General features: G+C 72.3%; 23 protein-coding genes and 2 tRNA genes. 20 read left to right on the forward strand and 5 right to left on the reverse strand.

What is annotated here, in order from left to right:
- The first annotated feature begins 13 nt into the window (after positions 1–13).
- The 10 genes from ACIBTX_RS24790 (at position 14) to ACIBTX_RS24835 (ending at position 7,842) form a co-directional block, all read left to right on the forward strand.
- On the forward strand, positions 14–811 hold the full coding sequence (locus tag ACIBTX_RS24790) for a fumarylacetoacetate hydrolase family protein (protein ID WP_357133582.1): 798 nt from the start codon (positions 14–16) through the stop codon (positions 809–811).
- On the forward strand, positions 808–1,740 hold the full coding sequence (locus tag ACIBTX_RS24795; protein ID WP_396833064.1) for an acetaldehyde dehydrogenase (acetylating): 933 nt from the start codon (positions 808–810) through the stop codon (positions 1,738–1,740). The genes ACIBTX_RS24790 and ACIBTX_RS24795 overlap by 4 nt, the downstream gene beginning before the upstream one ends.
- Positions 1,737–2,795: a 4-hydroxy-2-oxovalerate aldolase gene (gene dmpG, locus ACIBTX_RS24800; RefSeq protein WP_396833065.1), complete on the forward strand. Its 1,059-nt coding sequence runs from the start codon at positions 1,737–1,739 to the stop codon at positions 2,793–2,795. The genes ACIBTX_RS24795 and dmpG overlap by 4 nt, the downstream gene beginning before the upstream one ends.
- Positions 2,792–3,565, forward strand: a complete 774-nt coding sequence (locus tag ACIBTX_RS24805) for a 2-keto-4-pentenoate hydratase (RefSeq protein WP_396833066.1) — start codon at positions 2,792–2,794, stop codon at positions 3,563–3,565. The genes dmpG and ACIBTX_RS24805 overlap by 4 nt, the downstream gene beginning before the upstream one ends.
- The gene (locus tag ACIBTX_RS24810; protein WP_357133574.1) at positions 3,562–3,984 is read left to right on the forward strand and encodes a RidA family protein; all 423 of its coding nucleotides are present in this window, start codon (positions 3,562–3,564) and stop codon (positions 3,982–3,984) included. Before ACIBTX_RS24805 ends, ACIBTX_RS24810 begins: the two co-directional genes overlap by 4 nt.
- On the forward strand, positions 3,981–4,505 hold the full coding sequence (locus tag ACIBTX_RS24815; RefSeq protein WP_357133572.1) for a 3-hydroxyanthranilate 3,4-dioxygenase: 525 nt from the start codon (positions 3,981–3,983) through the stop codon (positions 4,503–4,505). Before ACIBTX_RS24810 ends, ACIBTX_RS24815 begins: the two co-directional genes overlap by 4 nt.
- Positions 4,505–5,506, forward strand: a complete 1,002-nt coding sequence (locus tag ACIBTX_RS24820; RefSeq protein WP_396833067.1) for an amidohydrolase family protein — start codon at positions 4,505–4,507, stop codon at positions 5,504–5,506. Before ACIBTX_RS24815 ends, ACIBTX_RS24820 begins: the two co-directional genes overlap by 1 nt.
- Before the next feature lie 106 nt (positions 5,507–5,612).
- Positions 5,613–7,079: an amidase gene (locus ACIBTX_RS24825; protein ID WP_357133568.1), complete on the forward strand. Its 1,467-nt coding sequence runs from the start codon at positions 5,613–5,615 to the stop codon at positions 7,077–7,079.
- 72 nt (positions 7,080–7,151) lie between these two features.
- Complete coding sequence (locus ACIBTX_RS24830) at positions 7,152–7,448, forward strand: hypothetical protein (protein WP_357133681.1); 297 nt, start codon at positions 7,152–7,154, stop codon at positions 7,446–7,448.
- Positions 7,435–7,842, forward strand: coding sequence for a DUF5130 family protein (locus tag ACIBTX_RS24835; protein ID WP_357133566.1), 408 nt, complete (start codon positions 7,435–7,437; stop codon positions 7,840–7,842). The genes ACIBTX_RS24830 and ACIBTX_RS24835 overlap by 14 nt, the downstream gene beginning before the upstream one ends.
- A 146-nt stretch (positions 7,843–7,988) precedes the next feature.
- Here ACIBTX_RS24835 and pepN read toward each other — a convergent pair whose 3' ends face one another.
- Positions 7,989–10,538 carry an aminopeptidase N gene (gene pepN, locus ACIBTX_RS24840; protein ID WP_357133564.1) on the reverse strand — a complete coding sequence of 850 codons (2,550 nt, stop codon included), beginning with the start codon at positions 10,536–10,538 and terminating at the stop codon, positions 7,989–7,991.
- A gap of 221 nt (positions 10,539–10,759) precedes the next feature.
- Between pepN and ACIBTX_RS24845 the strand changes: the two genes are divergently transcribed.
- The 4 genes from ACIBTX_RS24845 (at position 10,760) to ACIBTX_RS24860 (ending at position 13,984) form a co-directional block, all read left to right on the forward strand.
- The gene (locus ACIBTX_RS24845; protein WP_357133562.1) at positions 10,760–11,383 is read left to right on the forward strand and encodes a disulfide bond formation protein DsbA; all 624 of its coding nucleotides are present in this window, start codon (positions 10,760–10,762) and stop codon (positions 11,381–11,383) included.
- Positions 11,384–11,576: 193 nt separating this feature from the next.
- Complete coding sequence (locus tag ACIBTX_RS24850; RefSeq protein WP_357133560.1) at positions 11,577–12,140, forward strand: hypothetical protein; 564 nt, start codon at positions 11,577–11,579, stop codon at positions 12,138–12,140.
- 89 nt (positions 12,141–12,229) lie between these two features.
- Complete coding sequence (locus ACIBTX_RS24855) at positions 12,230–13,429, forward strand: DUF1015 family protein (protein WP_357133558.1); 1,200 nt, start codon at positions 12,230–12,232, stop codon at positions 13,427–13,429.
- A gap of 87 nt (positions 13,430–13,516) precedes the next feature.
- Entirely contained in the window at positions 13,517–13,984 is a 468-nt protein-coding gene (locus ACIBTX_RS24860; RefSeq protein WP_357133556.1) for a ribose-5-phosphate isomerase, read from the forward strand.
- A 25-nt stretch (positions 13,985–14,009) separates the two neighbouring features.
- On the opposite strand, the gene ACIBTX_RS24865 is transcribed toward ACIBTX_RS24860, so the two are convergent.
- Entirely contained in the window at positions 14,010–14,351 is a 342-nt protein-coding gene (locus tag ACIBTX_RS24865; RefSeq protein ID WP_357174792.1) for a hypothetical protein, read from the reverse strand.
- Between the two features lie 198 nt (positions 14,352–14,549).
- On the opposite strand from ACIBTX_RS24865, the gene ACIBTX_RS24870 reads away from it, so the two are divergent.
- A complete protein-coding gene (locus tag ACIBTX_RS24870) occupies positions 14,550–15,095 on the forward strand; it encodes a hypothetical protein (protein ID WP_357133552.1) in 546 nt (181 codons plus the stop codon).
- A gap of 147 nt (positions 15,096–15,242) precedes the next feature.
- Here ACIBTX_RS24870 and ACIBTX_RS24875 read toward each other — a convergent pair whose 3' ends face one another.
- The gene (locus ACIBTX_RS24875; protein ID WP_396833068.1) at positions 15,243–17,390 is read right to left on the reverse strand and encodes a M14 family zinc carboxypeptidase; all 2,148 of its coding nucleotides are present in this window, start codon (positions 17,388–17,390) and stop codon (positions 15,243–15,245) included.
- Positions 17,391–17,545: 155 nt separating this feature from the next.
- Here ACIBTX_RS24875 and ACIBTX_RS24880 point away from each other — a divergent pair, with 155 nt between their 5' ends.
- Positions 17,546–18,667 (forward strand): hypothetical protein, encoded by a 1,122-nt coding sequence (locus tag ACIBTX_RS24880; protein ID WP_357174798.1) that lies wholly within the window; start codon positions 17,546–17,548, stop codon positions 18,665–18,667.
- A 52-nt stretch (positions 18,668–18,719) separates the two neighbouring features.
- Here the strand turns inward: ACIBTX_RS24880 and ACIBTX_RS24885 are convergent, their stop codons facing one another.
- On the reverse strand, positions 18,720–19,097 hold the full coding sequence (locus ACIBTX_RS24885; protein WP_396833069.1) for a winged helix-turn-helix transcriptional regulator: 378 nt from the start codon (positions 19,095–19,097) through the stop codon (positions 18,720–18,722).
- 135 nt (positions 19,098–19,232) lie between these two features.
- Between ACIBTX_RS24885 and ACIBTX_RS24890 the strand changes: the two genes are divergently transcribed.
- Together ACIBTX_RS24890 and ACIBTX_RS24895 are read left to right on the forward strand one after the other, a co-directional pair.
- Complete coding sequence (locus tag ACIBTX_RS24890) at positions 19,233–19,856, forward strand: NAD(P)-dependent oxidoreductase (RefSeq protein WP_396833070.1); 624 nt, start codon at positions 19,233–19,235, stop codon at positions 19,854–19,856.
- Positions 19,856–20,278 carry a nitroreductase family deazaflavin-dependent oxidoreductase gene (locus ACIBTX_RS24895; RefSeq protein ID WP_357133542.1) on the forward strand — a complete coding sequence of 141 codons (423 nt, stop codon included), beginning with the start codon at positions 19,856–19,858 and terminating at the stop codon, positions 20,276–20,278. Before ACIBTX_RS24890 ends, ACIBTX_RS24895 begins: the two co-directional genes overlap by 1 nt.
- Before the next feature lie 53 nt (positions 20,279–20,331).
- Here ACIBTX_RS24895 and ACIBTX_RS24900 read toward each other — a convergent pair.
- A tRNA-Gly gene (locus ACIBTX_RS24900) sits at positions 20,332–20,405 on the reverse strand.
- 327 nt (positions 20,406–20,732) lie between these two features.
- Between ACIBTX_RS24900 and ACIBTX_RS24905 the strand changes: the two genes are divergently transcribed.
- Together ACIBTX_RS24905 and tig are read left to right on the forward strand one after the other, a co-directional pair.
- Positions 20,733–20,806: transfer RNA gene (locus ACIBTX_RS24905), tRNA-Pro, on the forward strand.
- Positions 20,807–20,922: 116 nt separating this feature from the next.
- The gene (gene tig / locus ACIBTX_RS24910) at positions 20,923–22,269 is read left to right on the forward strand and encodes a trigger factor (RefSeq protein ID WP_355052307.1); all 1,347 of its coding nucleotides are present in this window, start codon (positions 20,923–20,925) and stop codon (positions 22,267–22,269) included.
- Positions 22,270–22,481 lie beyond the last annotated feature (212 nt).

The raw sequence follows: 22,481 nt of genomic DNA on the forward strand, positions 1-22,481 counted from the left end.
CGAGGGAGTGAACGTGGAAGCCGACATCGAGGCCGCCAACCGGGAACTGGCCGAGGCGCGCAGCACCGGCAAGCCGTGCCCGCCGCTGCGCGGCCGGTTGCTGCCGGAGGGGGACGTCGAGTCCGCGTACCGCGTGCAGCAGCTCCAGACGCGGGCCTGGCAGGGCCGGGGCGAGCGCCGCGTCGGCGCGAAGATCGGGCTGACGTCCCGGGCGGTGCAGGAGACCTTCGGGGTGTTCCAGCCCGACTTCGGGATGCTGACCGACGAGATGGCCGTCGGCGACGGGGTCGAGGTGCCCATCGACCGGCTGCTCCAGCCACGGGTCGAGGCGGAGATCGCGTTCGTGCTGGGCGGCGACCTCACCGAGGAGCGGATCACCACGGTCGACCTGATCCGCGCGGTCGACCACCTGCTGCCGGCCATCGAGATCGTCGACTCGCGGGTCGCCGGCTGGGACATCTCCATCGTGGACACGATCGCCGACAACGCCTCCAGCGGGCTGTTCGTGCTGGGCACCACGCCCCGGCGGCTCGCCGACGTCGACCTGCGACTGTGCGGGATGGTGCTGGAGCACGCCGGTGAGCCGGTTTCGGTGGGCGCGGGCGCGGCCTGCCTGGGCAACCCGCTGCACGCCCTGCACTGGCTGGCCACCACCCTCGCTCGGGCCGGTGACCCGCTGCGGGCCGGGGACGTGGTGCTCTCCGGGGCGCTCGGCCCGATGGTCCCGGTCACCCCCGGGGCCGCGTACGAGGCCCGGATTTCCGGGCTCGGCTCGGTACGCACCTGCTTCAGCAAGGAGGCTGCCGCATGACCACCGGAGTGGCGGTGCTGGGATCGGGAAACATCGGCACCGACCTGATGATCAAGGTTCTTCGGCTCAGTAGCGAGCTGCGGATGGTGGCGATGGCGGGCATCGACCCGGCCTCCGACGGCCTGGCGCGGGCCCGCCGCCTCGGCGTCGCCACCACCGCCGACGGCGTGGACGGCCTCGTCGCGCTGCCCGAGTTCGCCGACGTCGAACTGGTCTTCGACGCCACCTCGGCCGGCGCGCACCGCCGCCACGACGAGGTGCTGCGGTCGCACGGCCGCACGGTGGTCGACCTGACCCCGGCCGCGATCGGCCCGTACGTGGTGCCGCCGGTCAACCTCGACGAGCACCTGCACGAGCCGAACGTCAACATGGTGACCTGCGGCGGCCAGGCGACCGTGCCGATCGTCGCCGCCGTCGGTCGGGTCACCCCGGTGGCGTACGGCGAGATCGTCGCGTCGATCGCCTCGAAGTCCGCGGGGCCGGGCACCCGCGCCAACATCGACGAGTTCACCGAGACCACGGCGCGAGCCATCGAGGTGGTCGGCGGCGCCGAGCGGGGCAAGGCCATCATCGTGCTGAACCCGGCGGACCCGCCGCTGCTGATGCGGGACACCGTCTACTGCCTCTGCCCGGACGCGGACGCCGACCGCGCCGCCATCGCCGCCTCGATCAGCGACATGGTGGCGACGGTGCAGGAGTACGTCCCCGGCTACCGGCTCAAGCAGGACGTGCAGTTCGACCGGGTGCGGGCGTACCTGCCGTCGCTCGGACGACAGCTCACCGCCCTGCAGGTGTCGGTCTTCCTGGAGGTTTCCGGCGCGGGCCACTACCTCCCGGGGTACGCCGGGAACCTGGACATCATGACGTCGGCCGCGCTGCGGACCGCCGAGCGGCTGGTGGCCCTGCGCGCGACGGGAGCGGTGGCATGACCGACCTGTACATCCAGGACGTGACCCTGCGCGACGGCATGCACGCCATCGCCCACCGCTACACCGTCGAGCAGGTGCGCACGATCGCCGCCGCGCTGGACGCCGCCGGGGTGGCCGCCATCGAGGTCGCGCACGGCGACGGGCTCGCCGGGTCCAGCGTCAACTACGGCCACGGCGCGGCCAGCGACGCCGAGTGGATCTCCGCGGCCGCCGAGGTGCTGACCACCGCGAAGCTGACCACCCTGCTGCTGCCCGGCATCGGCACCATCGCCGACCTGAAGGCCGCCCAGGCGCTCGGGGTGACGAGCGTCCGGATCGCCACCCACTGCACCGAGGCGGACATCTCCGCCCAGCACATCTCCTGGGCCCGGGAGAACGGCATGGACGTGGCCGGGTTCCTGATGATGTCGCACATGAACGATCCGGCCGGGCTGGCCGGGCAGGCCAAACTCATGGAGTCGTACGGGGCGCACTGCGTCTACGTCACCGACTCCGGCGGTCGGCTGCTGATGTCCGACGTGGCGCAGCGGGTCGACGCGTACCGGCAGGTCCTCGACCCGGAGACGCAGATCGGCATCCACGCGCACCACAACCTGTCCCTCGGGGTGGCGAACAGCGTGCTCGCCGTGGAGCACGGCCGGATCCTCGGTGACGGTCCACTCGGGTCGCCGTCGGGTCGGACCGTCCGCGTCGACGCCTCCCTGGCCGGGATGGGCGCGGGCGCCGGCAACGCGCCGCTGGAGGTCTTCGTCGCGGTCGCCGAACTGCACGGCTGGAAGCACGGCTGTGACGTGTTCGCGTTGATGGACGCCGCCGACGACATCGTCCGCCCGTTGCAGGACCGGCCCGTGCAGGTGGACCGGGAGACGCTCTCCCTCGGGTACGCCGGGGTCTACTCCAGCTTCCTGCGGCACGCCGAGCGGGCCTCGGCGAAGTACGGCGTGGACGTGCGCTCGATCCTGGTCGAGTTGGGCCGGCGTCGGATGGTCGGCGGCCAGGAGGACATGATCGTCGACGTGGCACTCGACCTGGCCGGCAAGGAGCAGCAATCATGATCGGACTTGACATCGCCGGGATCGCCGAGAAGTTGGGCGCGGCAGCGACCACCGCCACCCCGATCCCGCAGCTCGCCGCCGAGACCGGCCTCGACGTGGACGCCGCGTACGCCGTGCAGGCCGCGCTCGCGCAGCGCCGGATCGACGCCGGCGAGCGGCTGGTCGGGCTGAAGATGGGGCTCACCAGCAAGGCGAAGATGGCCCAGGTCGGCGTGGACGAGGTGATCTGGGGACGGCTCACCGACGCGATGCGGGTGCCCGACGGCGGCGCGGTCGACCCGACCGCGTACATCCATCCCCGGGTCGAACCGGAGGTGGCGTTCCTGCTGGACCGGCTGCCCGAGCCGGGGGAGCCGGTCGGCGACTTCGCCACGGCGGTGCGCGCGGTCGCTCCGGCCATCGAGCTGATCGACTCCCGGTACGCGGACTTCCGCTTCTCGTTGCCGGACGTCATCGCGGACAACACCTCGGCCGCCGCGTTCGTGATCGGCCCGTGGTCCCCGGTGCCGGCCGGCCTGGACAACCTGGGCGTGCTGCTGGAGGTCGACGGCCGGGTGGCCCAGGTCGGCTCGACGGCGGCGATCCTCGGCGATCCGCGCCGCGCGCTCGACGAGGGCATCCGACTGGCGGGCCGGCACGGGGTGCGACTGGAGTCGGGCTGGGTGTTCCTGGCCGGCGCGGCCACCGCCGCCGTCCCGCTGCGCCCGGGCGCGCACGTCCGCGCGGTCGTCGAGAAGCTCGGCACCGCGTCTCTGCGGGCGTCGTCGTGAGCGGGGTCGTCGTCGCCGGCAAGGCCGTTCCGCGGGGGGCCTTTCCGCACGTCAAGGTCGCCCGTGGGTTCGTCTTCGTCTCCGGTACGTCGTCCCGGCGGCCGGACAACAGCTTCGCCGGTGTCGAGGTGGACGAGTTCGGCACCACGAGCCTCGATATCCGGGTGCAGACGCGGGCGGTCATCGAGAACGTCCGGGATCTGCTGCGATCGGTCGGCGCGGACCTCACCGACCTCGTCCAGGTGACGTCGTACCTGGTCAACATGAACGACTTCGGTGGCTACAACGAGGTGTGGGCGGAGTTCTTCGACGCGTCCGGGCCGACCCGTACGACGGTGGCGGTGCACCAGTTGCCGCACCCGCACCTGCTCATCGAGATCCAGGCCGTGGCCCTTCTTCCCTCGGGAGGTCAGTCGTGAGTGAGATCGCCGAGCCGTTCAGCTTTCCGGGCTGGATCGCCGACAACCAGCACCTGTTGAAGCCGCCGGTGGGCAACAAGGAGATGTTCCCCGGCGGGGACGACTTCATCGTGATGGTGGTGGGCGGGCCCAACCAGCGCACCGACTTTCACGTGGACCCGTACGAGGAGTTCTTCTACCAGGTCAAGGGCAACATGCACATCAACCTGATGACCCCGCAGGGGCCGCGTACGGTGCACGTGCGCGAAGGTCAGATGTGGATGCTGCCGCGCAACACCCCGCACTCGCCGCAGCGGCCGGAGGCCGGCTCGATCGGTGTGGTCGTGGAGCGGGTCCGCGAGGAGGGCACGCTGGAGACGTTCCAGTGGTACTGCCCGGAGTGCGGGCACAAGGTGCACGAGGTGGAGTTGCAGGTCCGCGACATCGCGGCCGACCTGCCGCCGGTGTTCCAGGCGTTCTACGCGGACGAGTCGGCGCGTACCTGCGCGAACTGCGGCACCCTGCACCCGGGCAAGGGCTGATGCCCGCTGGTGTGGTCGACGTGCACACGCACGTCGTACCGAAGGGGTGGCCGGACCTCGGCGTGGCGTGCGGCGGGTCCGGCTGGCCGTGGTTGCGGGTGGACTCCGAGCGCGCCGCCATGATCATGGTGGGGGAGACGGAGTTCCGCCCGATCGGCGCCGAGTGCTGGGACGCGTCGCGCCGACTCGCCGACATGGACGCCGATGGCGTCGCCGTGCAGGTGGTGTCGCCGACGCCGGTCTTCTTCAGCTACGACCGCCCGGCCGACCAGGCGGTGAAGGTCGCCCGGATCTTCAACGACCTGACCCTGAAGGTCACCGCGGCCGGCGGCGACCGGCTGGTGCCGTTCTGTCAGGTGCCCCTTCAGGACCCGGACGCCGCCTGCGCCGAGCTGGACCGCAGCCTGGCCGCCGGGCACGTGGGCGTGGAGATCGGCAACCACGTGGGCGACCGGGACCTGGACGACGCCGGGGTGGTCACCTTCCTGCAGCACTGCGCCGAGGTGGGCGCCCCGGTCTTCGTCCACCCCTGGGACATGCCGGGCAGCCCCCGGCTGGACCGCTGGATGGCCCGCTGGCTCACCGGGATGCCCGCCGAGACGCACCTGTCGGTGCTCGCGATGATCCTGGGCGGCGTCTTCGACCGGGTGCCGGAGGCGCTGCGGATCTGCTTCGCGCACGGCGGGGGCAGCTTCCCGTTCTGGCTCGGCCGCGCCGACAACGCCTGGCACCGCCGTGGCGACCTGGTCCGGGGCGCGTCCGCAGCCCCGCCGAGCAGCTACGTCGATCGGTTCAGCGTCGACTCGGTGGTCTTCGCGCCGCCGGCGCTGCGGCTGCTGGTCGACACGCTGGGGGAGGACCGGGTGCTGGTCGGCAGCGACTACCCGTACCCGCTGGGGGAGCGGCCCGTCGGCGCGGTGGTCGACGCGGCCGACTTCCTCACCGATGCCCAGCGCGACAAGCTCCGGTCCACCAACGCCCTGCGCTTCCTGCACGGCTGAGCACGGCTCACGCCGCCGGCTCGACACGCCATTCGTCGGTGGGGCGTCCGATGGTCGCCCGCGCGTGTCGGCTGCGCGAAGTGCTGACGGGCGGCAGGATGGCGTAATGGCCGAGCCGCACGACCTGACCGCGCTGGAACAGGCCGCCGCCATCGCCCGCGGCGAGTTGTCCAGCGTCGAGCTGGTCGAGCACTCCCTGCGCCGGGTGGCGGCGCTCGGCGACACCGTGGGCGCGTTCGTCACCGTCACGCCGGACCTCGCCCGGCAGGCCGCGCGCGCCGCCGACGCGGTGCCCATCGAGGCGCGCGGCCCGCTGCACGGCGTACCGACCGCCATCAAGGACCTCACCCTCACCGCCGGGGTACGCACCACCTTCGGCTCGGCCGCCTTCGCCGACTTCGTCCCGCCGGTCGACGCCGACGTGGTCCGGTTCATCAAGGCCGCCGGCCTCGTCAGTCTCGGTAAGACGACCACCTCGGAGCTGGGCTGCTCGCTCTACTCGGAGGGCCGCGTCGCGCCACCGGCCCGCAATCCGTGGCAGTTGGCGTACACCGCCGGTGGTTCCAGTGGCGGCGCGGCGGCGGCGGTCGCGGCCGGCCTCGTGCCGGTGGCCCAGGGTTCCGACGGCGGCGGCTCGCTGCGCATCCCGGCGTCACTCTGCGGCCTGGTCGGCTACAAGCCCAGCCGTGGCCTGGTCTCCGGCGGGCCGCTCGGCTCCGGCGCGTTCGGTCTGCCCACCAGCGGGCCGATCGGGCGGACGGTGGCCGACATCGCCGCGCTGCTCGACGTCATGGCCGTCCCGGTGCCCGGCGAGCCGTACCTGTCGCCGCCCGCGCCGCCCGGCGGATACCTGGCCGCCGCCCGTCGGGCCGAGCCCGGCCGCCTGCGGATCGGCCGGTTCACCACGCCGATGCTCGCCGACGAGCCGGTGCACCCCGACTGCGTCGCGGCCGTCGACTCCGCCGCCGCGCTGCTCGCCGCCGCCGGCCACGAGGTGGTCGAGGTGCCGCCGCCGCTCACGCCGGCGGTGTGGCCGCTGTTCGAGATCATCTGGTACGTCCTGGCGCTCGCCCCAGTCCCGGCGCACCGCGAGTCGGAGCTGCTGCCGCTGACCCGGCTGCTCCGCGCCCGGGGCGCCGAGGTGTCCGCGGGGACACTGTCCGCGACCCTCGGCGAACTACAGGCGCAGGTACGCCTCGGCGCGGCCCGAACCGCCGACTGCGACCTCCTGCTCTGCCCCACCCTGGCCGCCCCGCAGGCGCCCGTCGGCTGGTTCACCGCCGACGGCGATCCGGCGGCCGATTTCGACCGGCAGCGCCGCTTCTCGCCCTACTGCGCCATCTTCAACGTCACCGGCGCCCCCTCGGTCTCCCTGCCCCTGGGCACCACGACCACCGACGGGCTGCCCGTCGGGGTGCTGCTCACCGGCCGGTACGGCGACGACGCGCGGCTCATCGCTACCGCTGCGCAACTGGAGCACGCCAGTGACGGGTGGGATCGGCACCCCGCAATCTGGCGGGCCGTCGACTCCGCTAACGTGAATGGCGACGGAGTTGGCCGGTTGCCATCATGATCGTCCATCCGACCCGCTTGTTCGAGGTCCTTCTTCCGCCTGGGGGCGTTGGGATTGTCTGTTACCGAGACGGTGCTGATCTTCGCCGGCATCCCGTTGGCGGCAGTGCTGGTGATCGCCGGCCTGTCGTACGCCGGTAGCCGTGGGGGTGCCACCGGCGGTGGTGGTGGCGCCAAGCGCTACCGGCCGGGCCGGCCCTTCGACTTCACTCCGGTCTGGTTCCTGGGCCGCCCGGAGCAGCTGGCCGACTCGGCCGGCACCGCGCTGACGGCGGGCGCGCAGGCGCCCGCGCTGACCAGCCACAAGCTAGAGCAGGCCAGCGTCGAGGCGCCGGCCGGTGGAACCGGAGGCGCAAGTGACCGTTGGTGAGAAGCAGACCGGGACGGAGAATCCGCCCGAGGTGCTCGACGGGCCCTTCTCGACCCGTCAGCTGCTGCGCATCGACGAGGCCCTGCGCCTGGCCGACAAGGGCACCGGCCTGGTCTTCTCGGTGTTCGTCGGCGGCCTCGACGAGCCGATCCGCGAGCACGCCCAGCGGCTGCACCGCCAGCTCGCCGACCCGGACAAGTCGGTGCTGATCGCCCTGTCGCCCAACCAGCGGCAGCTGGAGATCGTCACCGGGCGGCACGCGCGTAAGCGCATCCCCGACACGTACGCCAAGCTGGCCGCGCTCTCGATGGTCGGCGCGTTCAGCGGCGGCGACCTGGCCGGCGGCATCATCAACGGGCTCGACCAGCTCGCCAGCCACGCCGGCAAGGGCTGATCCCTCCCTCGTACGACGAAGCCCGACCCGCCGCACGGTGGGTCGGGCTTCGACGTGTCGCGGGTTGTCTCAGCGCGGCCAGGAGGACGGGTCCGGGCCGGCGCGGGTTCGCACCCACGCCGGCCCCGGGCCGCGTACTCGCTGGGTCAGCTCTGCTGGGCGTCCTTCGCGCGGGCCTTGAGCGCCCGCAGCACGCCGTCACGACCCTCGGCGACCAGGCGACGCAGCGGGCCCGGGTTGCCGTCCCCGGCCAGCCACGCGTCGGTGGCCGCCACCGTGTCGTCGTCCACCAGGTACGTCGGGTACGCGAGCTGGGCGAACTCCTGCGCCGGCTCGCTGTCCCGGCTGGCCCACACCTGCCCGACCGCGGCGAAGTACCGCTCCCGGTACGGGGTGACCAGCTCCACCTGCGCCGGGTGGGCCAGGCCCTGCAACAGCGCCCGGTTCCGCCAGTTCGGCAGCGCGTCCGGGCCGGTCAGCAGCGCCCACACGGCCGCCTTGTTCTCCGCCGTCGGCACCAGCGCGTGCGCGTACGCGGCCTCCCGCTCGCCGCTGGCCGTACGGTCGCCGGCCAGCTCCGCCTCGACCTCCGCCGCGCCGGCCGCGCCGTTGGCCACCAGCGCGCCGAGCACCGTCCAGCGCAGCTCGGTGTCCACGGTCAGACCTTCCGGCGCTCCGGTGCCGTCCAGCCAGCCGCGCAACGTGGCCAGGTCCTCGTCGGAGCGGGCGGCCGAGGTGAACGCCCGGGCCCAGGCGAGCTGGAAGCCGCTGCCCGGCTCGGCGGCGGCGAGCGCGTCCTTCGCCGTGCGGGCCAGTCCCGCCCAGCCGGTGGCCGCCCAGGCGGGGTCGGCGTAGAGGGTCAGCGCGGTGGTGGCCTGGCGCAGGGTGGCGGTGACCAGGTTGATGTCGGTCTCGGCGGGTAGCCCGGCCAGCACCAGCGCCACGTAGTCGCGGGTCGCCAGCTCGGCGTCGCGGGTCATGTCCCACGCGGCCGTCCAGCACAGCGCGCGGGCCAGCGACGAGTCGAAGCCGCCGATGTGCTGCACCACCGTGGCCATCGACCGGTCGTCCAGGCGCAGCTTGGTGTAGCTCAGGTCATCGTCGTTGAGCAGCAGCACGTCGGCCGCCCGGAGGCCACGCAGCTCGGCGAGGTCGGTCCGCTCACCGGTCACGTCCACCTCGTACCGTTCGCGGCGGACCAACCGGCCGTCGGCCAGGTCGTACAGGCCCACGCCGATCCGGTGGGTGCGCAGCGTCGGGTACGCCGTCGGCGCCTCCTGCCGGACGATTACCTGCTCGTACGTGCCGTCGGCGCCGATGGTCACCTCCGGGCGCAGCGTGTTCACCTGCGCGGTCTCCAGCCACTGTGCCGCGAACTTGCGCAGCTCCCGGCCCGAGGCCGCCTCCAGCTCGGTGAGCAGGTCGTCGAAGGTGGCGTTGCCCCACGCGTGCTTGCCGAAGTACGCCCGCAGCCCGGCCACGAACGGCTCCTCGCCCACGTACGCGACGAGCTGCTTGAGCACGCTCGCGCCCTTGGCGTAGGTGATGCCGTCGAAGTTGACCTCGACGGCCTCCATGTCCGGCATCTCGGTGTAGACCGGGTGGGTGGAGGAGAGCTGGTCCTGTCGGTAACCCCAGTTCTTGCGGATCGACAGGAACGTCGTCCACGCCTCGGTGAACCGGGTGGCGTTGGTGTTGCACCAGTGGCTGGCCCACTCGGCGAACGACTCGTTCAGCCACAGGTCGTTCCACCAGCGCATGGTGACCAGGTCACCGAACCACATGTGCGCCAGCTCGTGCAGGATCGTGTTGGCCCGCTGCTCGTACTCGTAGTCGGTGACCTGCGAGCGGTACAGGTAGTGCGACTCGGCGTGCGTGACGCAGCCGAAGTTCTCCATCGCGCCGGCGTTGAAGTCGGGCACCCACAGCTGGTCGTACTTCGGCAGCGGGTAGCGCACGCCGAACTTCTCGTGGAAGAAGTCGAAGCCCTGCTTGGTGATGAGGAACAGGTCGTCGGAGTCCAGGTAGCGCGACATGGACGCCCGGCAGAACACGCCCAGGTCGATGCCGTCGTGGCTGTCGCGCACCTCGTGGTAAGGGCCGGCGCACAGCGCGGTGATGTACGTGCTCATCCGGGGCGACTCGGTGAAGTGGAGGGTCTTCAGGTCCTCGCCGGCCGGCTCCTCGCTCTGCACCGGCATGTTGGACACGACCCGCCAGTGCGCCGGGACCGTCGCGTGCCAGGTGTAGACGCTCTTGAGGTCGGGCTGGTCGAAGCAGGCGAACACCCGCTGCGCGTCGGCCGTCTCGAACTGGCTGTAGAGGTACGTCTCGCCGTCGACCGGGTCGACCGTGCGGTGCAGCCCCTGCCCGCTGTTGGAGTAGGCGAAGTCCGCGTCGACGACCAGGGTGTTGTCGCCGGCCAGCCCGGTCAGGGTCAGGCCCTTCTCGGCCGACCAGTCGGACAGGTCCACCGGGTCGCCGTTCAGCGTGGCGGACCGCACCGACTCGGCGGCCAACTCGATGAACGTGCTCGCCCCCGGCTCGGCGCAACGGAACCTGACCTCGGTCGTCGACCGGAAGGTGCGGCCGTCGGCGGCCAGCACGGCGGTCGCCAGGTCCAGCCTGATGTCGTACCCGGTCACCTCAAGCAGGCGGGCCCGCTCGGTCGCCTCGACCTGCGTCAGGTTACGCACTCCCGGCACTGTTCGTCTCCATCCCACGTCTCGCCGTACGCCCGGCGGCGCCCGTCTGCCGACCGCTCGTGACGTTCGGCCCGGTCCGAGTCTTCCACGTACGGCCTGCCATCGGTGGTCGAGGTCACGCTCTCATTCGGGTGCCGGTGCATGCTTCGCGGGGTGAGTATCGAGGCGAGACGCCGGACTGCCGGCGCCACCCGTCGCGAAGGGACCTCACCGTGACCGATCGTGTCACCGCCGACATGTGGTTCGACCCAATCTGTCCGTGGGCGTGGATCACCTCCCGCTGGCTGCTGGAGGTCGAGCAGGTCCGCGAAGTGGACATCCGCTACCACGTGATGAGCCTTTCGGTGCTCAACGAGGGCCGGGACCTGTCCGAGCAGTACCGGGAACTGATGGACAACGGCTGGGGCCCCGTGCGGGTGTGCATCGCCGCCGAGCAGCGCTACGGCTCGGACGTGCTGCGCAAGCTCTACACCGCGCTGGGCACCCGCATCCACCTCGGTAAGGAGCAGCTCGGGCCGGAGTTGTTCGTCGCCGCGCTGACCGAGGCCGGCCTGGACCCGGCGCTGGCCGCCGCCGCCGACAGCACCGAGTACGACGAGGCGCTGCGGGCCAGCCACGAGGCCGGCATGCGCCCCGTCGGGCAGGACGTCGGCACCCCGGTCGTCCACGCGCCCGGCCCGGACGGCAGCCCGGTCGCGTTCTTCGGCCCGGTGATCACGCCGCGTCCCAAGGGCGAGGCCGCCGGTCGGCTCTGGGACGGCGTCCTCCTGGTCGCCGGCACCCCGGGCTTCTACGAGCTCAAGCGCACCCGCGAGCAGTCCCCGATCTTCGACTGACCACGACCGTCACCCGCCCCCGTCCGGACTCCTTCGGTTGTCCGGGCGGGGGTTCGTCGCGCCGGAGGCCCGGTGCGGCTGCGGGGGCCGGAAACGGTCACAGCGTCACCGCTGGGCGGGGGACGTCGTTTCCCTCGGTGTCCGCGCAGTGGCCCCGCAGGGCCGCACACCGCAGCTCGTGGAGGCAGTCCCGATGGCCAAGCACCGTGCGTCCGGTGACGATCAGCTGACCCGGCAGGGGGTGATCGAGACTCCCGGCGCGGCGTACTGGTCGGTCGACGGTTCCCGCTGGCCGACGGTCCGCCCCGACCTTCCCGCCGACGTGGCGGACCTGCTCGCGCCGCCCATCGTGGTCGGCGTGGCCCGGGTGCCGGTCACCTCGCGCCTGACACCCGCGCGGGCCGCGCTGGCGACGCCCGCACCGGTGGACCCGGCGCCCTCGACGTTGGAACCGGTCGTCGCGACGTTGGAACCGGTCGTGGCGGCGTTGGAACCGGTCGCTGTGGTGGCGGCCGCGCCGGCCGAACCGGCTCCGCCCCCGCCGGCGCCCACCGCGCCGCGCCCCGTGCCCACTCCGCCGCTGAACCCGCGGCCCGTTCCGGCGCCGCCGCCCGAGCGTCCCGTGCCGGGGCCGCCCGCCTCGCCTCGCCGCAACGCGGTCACCGGTCCGGTCGGGGGCGGTCGGCGCGGCAACGCCGGACCGGTCGTCGCGGGGCGACACCGCCGGCACAACGGCGCGTCCGGCCGCGCCGGCTGACCGCACGCCGGCGGATGGGCGCTTTCATCTGGTGGACGCCGCGCGGGTCCCCGTCGTCCGGTCCGGCGACGCCGGTAGCGTCAGTGGGCATGACGGTCGTGCATCCGATCACCCGGGCCTGGATCACCACTGGCGGCACCGGCGCGCAGAACTACGACGAGTTCGCCGACGACGCGGAGATCACCGCGATCATCGAGGCGAACCCGCACAGTGCCCTCGGCATCGAGATGCCGCACCGCGCTCCGGACAGCCTGGGGACGTCGTTCCTCGACGCGCTGCCGGCCTCGGTGGCCCGACTCGCCGAGGCCAAGGCCGACGGCAGCTACACACCCGCCGAGCAGGTGGTCGTGCTGTACCGGATCAGCGCCCCGGGCGAGGAACCGGCGTACGGGCTGTTCGCGATGGTGGACACCGACCAGATCTCCACCAGCGCCGACGAGCCGGGCCTGGTCATCCGCAACGAGGACGTGTTCATCGCCAAGGTGCGCGAGCGCGTGGCGCTGGCCGAGGCGTTGGGTCACCTGCTCTCACCCGTACTCCTGCTGCAGACCGGAAGTGGCGACGAGCTGCACGCCGCGCTCGCGGCGGCGACCGACGCGGCCGGGGCGCCGGCCGCGACCGACACCGACCAGGCGGGCCGCACCCACGCCATCTGGCTGCTCGGCCCCGGCCCGGAGCAGGACGCGCTGACCGCCCTGGCGGGCGGCGGTGAGCTGGTCGTCGCCGACGGCAACCACCGCAGCTTGGCCGCCCAGAGCGGTGGGCTGTCGCGCTTCCTGGCCGTGGTGACCACCCCGGCGTCGGTGGCCATCCAGCCGTACAACCGGCTGGTCAGCGAGCTGACCACCACGCCGGCCGAGCTGCTCGACCGGTTGCGCGCGGCGGGGGCCGAGGTCGAGCCGATCGACGGCCCGGTCGAGGTCCCGACGGCCGGCGGCACCGTCCACCTCCGGCTGGCCGACCAGGGGTACGCGGTGCGCCTGCCCGCCACCGCCGACGCCCGCCTGGAAAACCTGGATCACGCCCTGGTCGAGCGGCTGCTGCTGCGCGACGCCCTGGGTCTGGACCCGGGCGACAAGCGGATCACCTACGTGGGCGGGGACTACCCGGCGAGCTGGCTCACCGGAGAGGTCGACGCCGGGCGTGCCGAGCTGGCCGTCCTCATCGCGCCGGTGACCGTGGCGGACTTCGTCGCGGTGAATCTGGCCCGGGAGAAGATGCCCCGCAAGAGCACCTGGTTCACCCCGAAGGCGCGCGGTGGCCTGGTGGTCGCCGAGCTGCCCCGCTGAGCGCGTACCGCCCGACCGTGTGACGTACCCGCCTCCAGAGCGCCGCCCCTGCGTCGCTCTGGAGCGCGGCCTGACAGACTGCCCGGTATGCGCGTCTACCTGGGATCCGACCACGCCGGTTTCGAGTTGAAGGTGCACCTGGCCAACCACCTGGCCAAGCAGGGGTACGACGTGGTCGACGTCGGCCCGCACAGCTACGACCCGGACGACGACTACCCGACGTTCTGCCTGCACACCGGTGACCGGGTGGTCGCCGATGAGACCTCCCTCGGGGTCGTCATCGGCGGGTCCGGCAACGGTGAGCAGATCGCCGCGAACAAGGTCGCCGGGGTTCGTGCCGCCCTGGCCTGGAGTGTCGAGACGGCTCAGCTCGCCCGGCAGCACAACGACGCGAACGTCGTCGCGGTGGGCGCCCGTCAGCACACGCTGGACGAGGCCACGGGCATCGTCGAGGCGTTCCTGAACACGCCGTTCTCCGGAAACGAGCGGCACGCCCGCCGGATCACCCAGGTCGCCGAGTACGAGCAGACCCGGGAACTGCCCGACCTGCCCTGACCCTGCCGACCCGCGTCGCCCGCCGTCAGCGCGGCGGGCGGGGCAGGTCCTCGCGGGGTACCCAGTTGCGGCGCACGACCACCACCCGGGCCTCTGCGGCGGCGAGGTCGTCGTCGCTCGGCCGGGCGGCGTCGCGGGCCCGCAGCGCCGCGCTCAGCCCCACCTGGGACGAGCCGGAGCCGACCAGCCCGCGTAGCCCCCGCTCGCCGTCGCGGTCGTCGCCGCCGGCCCCTCGACGTCGCGGTGGCGGATCTCCACCGTCGTGGACGCCGGCCGTGCTGGCCGTCGAGCCGTCGGCGCTGCGAGGGGCCGCGTCGGATTCGGGATGGTGGCGCAGCCGTCGCCGGCGTCGGTCCGGGTCACCCATCAGCCGACCGTACCTCCCCACGCCATCAAGATCCCCACAACATCAGGGATGTTGCTGCTTCCCGAGCGTCGGAGGCAGCAACATCTCGTAAGTTGTGCGGATCTTGGTCACGCCGGACGGCGGTCTGCGACCGATTTGCCGGCTGGCTACCCTCGGGTTCGGGCGGTGCTGAGGCCGTCCGTCAGGGGGAGGAACGAGATGGCAGACCAGACGCAGCCGTGGGCGGAACGCACCGTGGAGGTCCCACCGCAGGCAGGCGTCGATGTGCCGGCGCAGCGGGACGGCTTCCGCCGAGGTGTCGCGCCGGTGGGTCAACCGCGTACCCCGCGCACCGAACCGTTCCCCGTGGTCGAGGAGCCGACCGGTACGGGTTGGCCGGGCGAACCCGTCCCGCGCCGGCCGTTGAGCTGGCGGCTGGCGCAGTTGCGTCGCGGCGGCGAGTGGAGCGCGGCGGGTGGCCTGTTCGCCTTCGTGTGCTGGGGCATCTGGGCGCTCTCCGGCGGTGGCGACCTGTCCGGCCCGCTGCTCGTGCTCGTGTTGAGCCTGCTGGTGGCGGTCGGCCTGTTCGCCCTGGCCCGCGCGGTCGGACGGTTGGTGCTGGAGCGGCAGCTCGGGCGAGTTCGGCGCGGCGCGCGGGGCGCGCACCTGGCCACCGCGGTCTTCCTCGTCGGCCTGGGCGTGGCCTGGCTCCAGCAGACCGAGTGGGTCGTCTCGGCCTGGAACTGGGTCACCTCGAACGTGTGACGAGGCGTGCACGGACGGGCCGGCAATGCGCCGCCCGCCCGTGCACCCGGTCGTCTCCCCACCAGGCAGTGTTGCTGCTTACCCGGCCGGCCACGGTTCATCCGTGGCCGGCCGGAGCGTCCGTCGTTCGGGTCAACCGGGAGCGGGTCAGCCGGTGGCGGCCTCGGCGGCGGCGTGGTCGCGGGCCACCCGGACCAGTTCGACCAGGCCGCCCGCATACTCCTGGGACTCGCCGTGCGCCTCGTCGAACGGCGGCTGGAAACCGACGCCCTCCCACTCGCCGGTGGCCGGGTTCCAGCGGTCGTTGCCGACCTCGAAGTCCCAGGCGAAGATGCCCAGCTCGTAGTAGAGCTGGTCGGCCGAGTTGCCGGCGGCGGAGTAGAGCACGTCGGCGACCGGGCCGGTCTGCGACGGCCAGGTGACCGTGCCACGCTCCTGCGCGATCGCGCCGACGATCCGCCGGGCGCTGTCGAGGAACAGCGTCGACTCGTCGATCGACGGCCGGGGCAGGGTGATCCGCCCGTCGGCCCGGTACGCGCCCGGCGGCCACATGAAGTACCCGCCGTAGGAGTGCACGTTCATCGCGAACCTGATGTTGGGATGGGCCTTGGCCAGCGCGATGACGTTGCCGCTCTCCGCCTCGGACAGCTCCGCCGTACCGGCGTAGTTGCCGGAGAGGCAGTTCGCGCTTGCGCCCACGTACCCGTCGAAGTACGACCCGACGGTGTAGTTCCGGTTCACGTCGACGCCCCAGGAGGTGCGGTACTTCGGGTCCCGTGCCGGTCCCTCGCAGTGGTTGACCAGGTTCTTGCGCTGGAAGTTGTAGTCGTTGAACGAGTAGTTCGCGCCGTCCGGGTTGACCGTCGGGATGACGAACACGTCGACCTGCTCCAGCAGCTCACGGGTCGCCGGGTCGGTACGCGCGTTCGCCAGCATGCGCTCGGCGAACTCCAGCGTCACCAGCGGCGTGGCCCACTCCCGGGCGTGTTCCTGGGAGTACGCCAGCACGCCGATCCGGGACCCGTCCCGGTGTACGCCGAGACGCAGGGCCTGCACCGTCCAGGGCTTCGCCGGCACCTCGGTGCCCTGGAGCCCGTCGTCGAGGCGGGCCGGACCGGCGACGGGCATCGGCAGCCCGGTCGAGCCGTCCTCGACGGTGGCCCGGAACCGGTTCGCCTGGCGGGCGTTCACGGCCGCCGCGACGTCGTCGGTGGTGCTCACCGTCTTGCCCGCGGCGTCGGTGGCGAGCGTGACCGTGAGGACACGGTCGCGGTAGCCGACGGCCAGCGGTCGGTTGGGTCGGCCCGGGTCGACGGTGCGCACCTGCACGCCGTTCAGGCCCTGGTCGCCGAAGCGGACCGACTCCACGACCACGGCGGCGACCGCCGGGTCGCCCAGGTACGCGACGGCGTTCCGGCGGTACCCCTGGGTCTTGTTCGGCAGATCGATGACGTCGACCAGGTCCCGGTACTGGCGGGCCAGTCGCTTGATCCGCGCCTGGATGTCCACCGGCGTCAGGTACGCGTCGATGAAGTCCTTCTGGTAGCCGGCCGGCAGCGGCGGCGGGGTGGCGTTCGGCCACAGCGTCGGGGTGACGGCCCGACTGACGCCGCCGAGGCTGGACGTGGCGGTCAGCTGGACCGGTCGGCTCGGCACCGACTGGGGGACGTTGTAGTGGTACTGGTATTCCCCCGAGTCCTCGAACCGGTAGAGCGGGAACGAACCGGTGACGCCGTCCGCGGTCCGCCAGCTGACGGTGATCTCCACGTCCGGGTCGTCGGTGGCGGTGGTGGCCACCTGCGCCTGCAGGAACGTCTGCCCGCCGGTGGTCCACCAGTACGCCTGCTGGACCGCGAGGGTGTCGACCCCGACGGCGGCGGTCGTCCGCTGGCCGGCGGCCGGTGCGCCGAGCCCGGCGGCGGTACGCGCCCGCGCCGCGCGGACACTGTCGGCGAAGTGCCGGCTGCCGTCGCCGGCCCGCTGCACGACCTGGGTGGCGGTGGCGCCCCGCGCGGTGAGGTCGGCGAGCTGCGCGCCGGTCAACACCAGGTCGGCGATGATCCGGCCGTCCCGTGCCCGGGGCCGGTTGGCGAGGTCGACGCCGCTGGCGACCAACCTGTCGAGCTGGGCCTGATCGCGCAACCGCACCCGGACCAGAGCGGTCTCGGTGGCGGCCAGGGTGATCGGGGCGGTGTCGGCGACGGGTGCCGCCGTCGCGGTGCCGGGATGGGACAGCGCCGCGCTGATCAGGATCGCTGTGGTGGCGGCAGCCGTCCACCGTCGTCGGACGATCATGTGCCCTCCTGTGACGGACGTCGATGCGTGTGGTCCTTACACCAGTGCAACGATCGACACATGTCAAGGTCTCTGATCGGTAAGGGCGACGTAAGGTCATCCGGCCACGTCGACGGACATCATTCCCTGATCCGTTGCCAACGAGGGGACCGTCGATGAGTCGACTACGGAGAAGTCTGGCCTTCCTGATCGTGCTGACCACCGGTCTGACGACCGCGCCGGGCGTCGCGTCGGCAGCCACGGCGCTGCCCACGTACACGTTCGTGGACCTGGGAACGCTCGGTGTGCCGAGCACGGGGGAGCCGCCCACCAGCGACGGCTACGCCCTCAACGACGCCCGTACCGTGGTGGGCGTCTCCACGATCGACGGTGTCTACAACTTCCACGCGTTCGCCTCGGCCGGCGGGGTGATGAGCGACCTGGGCGCCCTGTACACCGGACCGTACGGCGCGAGTTCCGCGACGGGCATCAACGAGCGGGGCGTCGTCGTCGGGGCCACCCACGTCAACGCGACGGAGCCTCCGCACGCCTTCCGGTACGCCGACGGGGTGATGACCGACCTCGGCACCGGTCACGGCGCGGGCAGCGGAAGCTCGGCGAACGACGTCAACGACGACGGCCTGGTGGTGGGCAGCCGGTTCGAGAAGCAGGGAGCGCCCACCCGGGCGGTCGTCTGGCGCAACGGCACGGTCATCGACCTGGGCACGCTCGGCGGCCAGGCCGGCCCGTGGGGGACGGACAGCATCGCCTACGGCGTGAACTCGTCCGGGCATGTCGTCGGCGGCGCCGCTGTCCCGAGCGGCGGCCTGCACGCCTTCCTCTACTCCGGTGGGGCGCTGACGGACCTCGGCACCCTGGGCGGTGTCACGGAGTCCACGTACGCCCGGGACATCAACGACCGGGGTCAGGTCGTCGGTATCTCGCAAAACACCACCGGCGAGCTGCGGGCGACGCTCTGGCGTAACGGCACCATCCGCGACCTCGGTTCCCTCGGTGGCAACTACTCCGAGGCGCGGGCCGTGAACGAGACCGGCCAGGTGGTGGGCATCGCCCGGACCAGCAGCCCCGACTTCTACAACGAGCGGGCGTTCCTGTGGCAGGGCGGCCGGATGGTCGACCTGAACACCCGGGTGCGGAACCTTCCTCCGACGGTGACGCTGCGCTCCGCCGAGGACATCAACGACGACGGCGTCATCGTGGGTCTCGCCTGCCCCGTCGACTGCGCCGAGGGCGGTGATCGCGCGCGCCGGGCCTACCTCCTGGTGCCGACGAGCTGACCCGCGACCGGGGCGACCGGCGCCTGTCCTGCCCGCGCGGGACGGGCGCCGGTCACCGCGCCGCTGTGCCGTTGTCGTACGACTCGCGGGCGTCGAGCAGCTCGTCCCAGTGCTGCGCCACCCAGGCGCAGGCGACCGCGATCGGTTCGAGCATGCTCCGGCCCACCGGCGTCAGCTCGTACTCGACGTGCGCGGCCGCTCCAGCGTGGACGGTGCGGCTGACCAGCCCGTCCCGTTCGAGGGAGCGCAGCGACTGGGTGAGGACCTTGGGTGTGACGCGGCGCAGCGGCACGCGCAGCTCGGAGAACCGGCGAGGCCCGTCTTCCAGGCAGCCGATGATGAGCGCCGCCCACTTGTCACCGAACCGGATCGGATTGAGCGAGGAGGGGCACAGCTCGTCGAACATGTCGGCGGGCAGGGGTTGCCTCATGGCCTGACGATAGCTGGTATCCCGGCGGTAACCAGGCCCGGCGATAGCTGGTATCCCGGCGGTAACCAGGCCCGGCGATAGCGTCGGCGAACCGGCCGGGCGTACGGGTCACGGCCCTGGTGGAAGGCATTCGCCATGAACATCGTGATCTTCGGCGCGGGTGGCCGGGCCGGACGGCGGGCCGTCGCCGAGGCGCGTCGACGCGGCCATCGGGTCACCGCCGTGGTGCGTGACCCGGCGGCCCACGGCGACCTGGGCGAGGCGCACGTGGTGGCGGGCGACGTCACGGACGCCGCGAGCGTCGCGCGCGCCGCCGCCGGGCAGGACGCCGCGATCAGCGCCGCTGTGGACCTGTCCCGGCCACCGCGCGACTTCTTCACGACGTCGTCCCGCGCCCTGGCCGCCGGCCTGGCCGAGGCGGGCGTACGTCGCCTGGTGGTGGTGGGCCTCGCGTCGATCATGCCCGGGGCGTCCGGCGTCGCCCTGATGGACGAGCCCGGCTACCCCGACGGGTACCGCTCCTTCTACCTGGGCCACGCGGCGGGCCTCGACGAGCTGCGGACCTGCGATCTCGACTGGGCGTACGTGGCCCCGGCCGGCGACTTTGACCACGACGGCACCCGTACCGGCGGCTATCGGGTCGCCGAGCACGGTGACCCGGCCAGCCGGATCAGCTACCCGGACTTCGCGATAGCGCTGGTCGACGAAATCGAGGCGCCCCGCCACCACCGGTCCGCCCTGAGTGTCCGGGAGGTGTGATGCCCGAGGTCCACGACAGCCCGAACACCTGGGTCGCCGAGCACATCCGCCGTTTCGAGGAGACCGGAGGCAGACCACGGCCAGGCGTGCGCGACCTGCTCCTGACGACCCGTGGCCGAAGAACCGGCGAGCTGCGCCGCACCGCGCTCGTGTACGAACGCGATGGCGACGGCTACGTGCTGGCCGCCTCGAACCGTGGCGCGGAGCACCACCCGGCGTGGTATCTCAACCTGCTCGCCGACCCGTACGTCACCGTGCAGGTCGGTACGGAGACCTTCACCGCCCGGGCGCGCACCGCCACCACGCGGGAGCGTCCGCGCCTGTGGCGTCTGATGGTGTCGGCCAGGTCGGAGTACGCCACCTACCAGCAGGGGATCACCCGGGAGATTCCCGTGGTCGTCCTGGAACGCGTCGAAGACTGAACGGGGAAAAGCCCAGGCTCAGCGAAGGTGCCGCTGAGCCTGGGCTTCGTGGGTGGAGCGGGCGACGGGAATCGAACCCGCACCGTCAGTTTGGAAGACTGAAGCTCTGCCATTGAGCTACGCCCGCGCTCGGCCCCGCCGCAACGGGGCGCGCCGACAGCGTACCCAATGCCGGTCCTGGGCGCGCGACCGCGCCACCGCCCCCGTGGCGTGGTGTCGTCGCGACGCCGCGTGGCGCCTTCCAAGATCCGCACGACATCACCGAAGTCGTGGCATCCGCACCCCGGGAAGCCGCAGTTTCCCCGATGTTGCGCGGATCTTGAAGCGGGCGGGCGGGCGGCGGCGCGCGGCGGAACTTGGAGAGCGGAAAAGGGTGAGATGGGCAGATCTGTCCGGGTGGCGGACGCCCCGGCACTGCCGGAGGCGCGGCGACGGCATAGACTGCACGTCGCCACGGGGTGTGGCGCAGCTTGGTAGCGCACTCGCTTTGGGAGCGAGGGGCCGTGGGTTCAAATCCCGCCACCCCGACTGTCGTCCGCGTCCGGTCTCCCCGGGCGCTGCGAGCCGGCCCCGCCGGCTCGCCTACACTCGATGGGCCAATCGAAGGCCCAGAATCAAACCCAGATCCGTCAAGGAGTACGCCTGTGAAGAGCACCGTCGAGACTCTGAGCCCGACGCGCGTGCGGCTCGCCATCGAGGTGCCGTTCGTCGAGCTCGAGCCGAGCCTCAAGAAGGCGTACCGGGAGATCGGTTCGCAGGTCCAGGTCCCGGGCTTCCGCCGGGGCAAGGTGCCGACCGCGGTGATCGATCAGCGGGTGGGCCGGGGCACCGTCCTCAACGAGGCGGTCCAGGAGGCCATCCCGGAGAACATCATGGCCGCGGTGCGCGAGCACGACCTGAAGACGCTGGGGCGTCCCGAGGTCGAGATCACCGAGTTCAACGACGGTGACTCGCTGAACTTCACCGCCGAGGTCGACGTCCGTCCGGAGATCACCATCCCGGACGCGTCCACCATCGAGGTGACCGTCGACGAGCTGCAGATCGACGACAGCGAGATCGACGAGCAGGTCAAGAACCTGCGGGAGCGGTTCGCCACCCTCAAGACGGTCGAGCGGGCCGCCGCCGAGGGCGACTACGTGCAGATCGACCTGAACGCGACCGTCGACGGCGAGGACGTGCCGGGCGGTCAGGCCAGCAACATCTCCCACGAGGTGGGCAGCAAGCAGCTCCTGCCGGGCCTGGACGAGGCCGTCGTCGGCCTCGCCGCCGGCGACAGCACCACCTTCACCACCCAGCTCGTGGGCGGCGACTTCGCCGGCCGCGACGCCGACGTGGCGGTGACCGTGCGCACGGTCAAGGAGAAGGAGCTGCCGGAGCTGAACGACGAGTTCGCGCAGATGGCCAGCGAGTTCGACACGATCGAGGAGCTGCGCGGCGACCTGCGGTCCCGGGTCACCCAGGGCAAGCAGGTCGAGCAGATCTACGCCGCCCGCGACAAGGCGCTGGCGCAGCTGGTCGAGACCGCCGAGGTGCCGGCGCCGGAGGGCGTCGTGCGCGAGGAGGTCGCCAGCCGCAAGCAGGCGATGGTCGACCAGCTCGAGCGGATCGGCGCCTCCCTGGAGGAATACCTGGCGGCCGAGGAGAAGACCGAGGAGCAGATCGACGCCGAGCTGACCGAGGCGGCCACCGAGGGCGTCAAGGTGCAGCTCCTGCTCGACACGCTGGCCGACGCGGAGGACGTGCAGGTCTCCGACGACGAGTTCGGGCACGAGATCGTGCACCGGGCGCAGCGCGCCGGGATGGCCCCGCAGCAGTACTACGACCAGTTGGTGCGCTCCGGCGCCGCCGCCGCGGTCTTCGGTGACGTCCGGCGCGGCAAGGCGCTCGCGGCCGTCATGGAGCGCATCACGATCAAGGACTCGGCCGGCAACCCGGTCACCCTGGACGCGCTGCGCGCCGCCAACGAGGCCGAGCACAACCACGAGCACTGATCGTCGGGTGCGGCCGCCGTCCGCCGCTGCGCGGTGCACGGCGGCCAAACCCTTTCCGGGGACACCCGGAGTTGAGCGCTGCCGGGGACACCCGGAATTGAGCGCTGCCGGGTACGCCCGGAGTTGAGCGCTGCCGGGGTACGCCCGGAAGGCCCGCGCCGCGGGTGCCCGACACAGCTGCGCTGAGAGCGAACAGTGCCCCGACCGGGACT

This window comes from Micromonospora sp. NPDC049359 (assembly GCF_044466585.1).
Taxonomy (GTDB): domain Bacteria; phylum Actinomycetota; class Actinomycetes; order Mycobacteriales; family Micromonosporaceae; genus Micromonospora.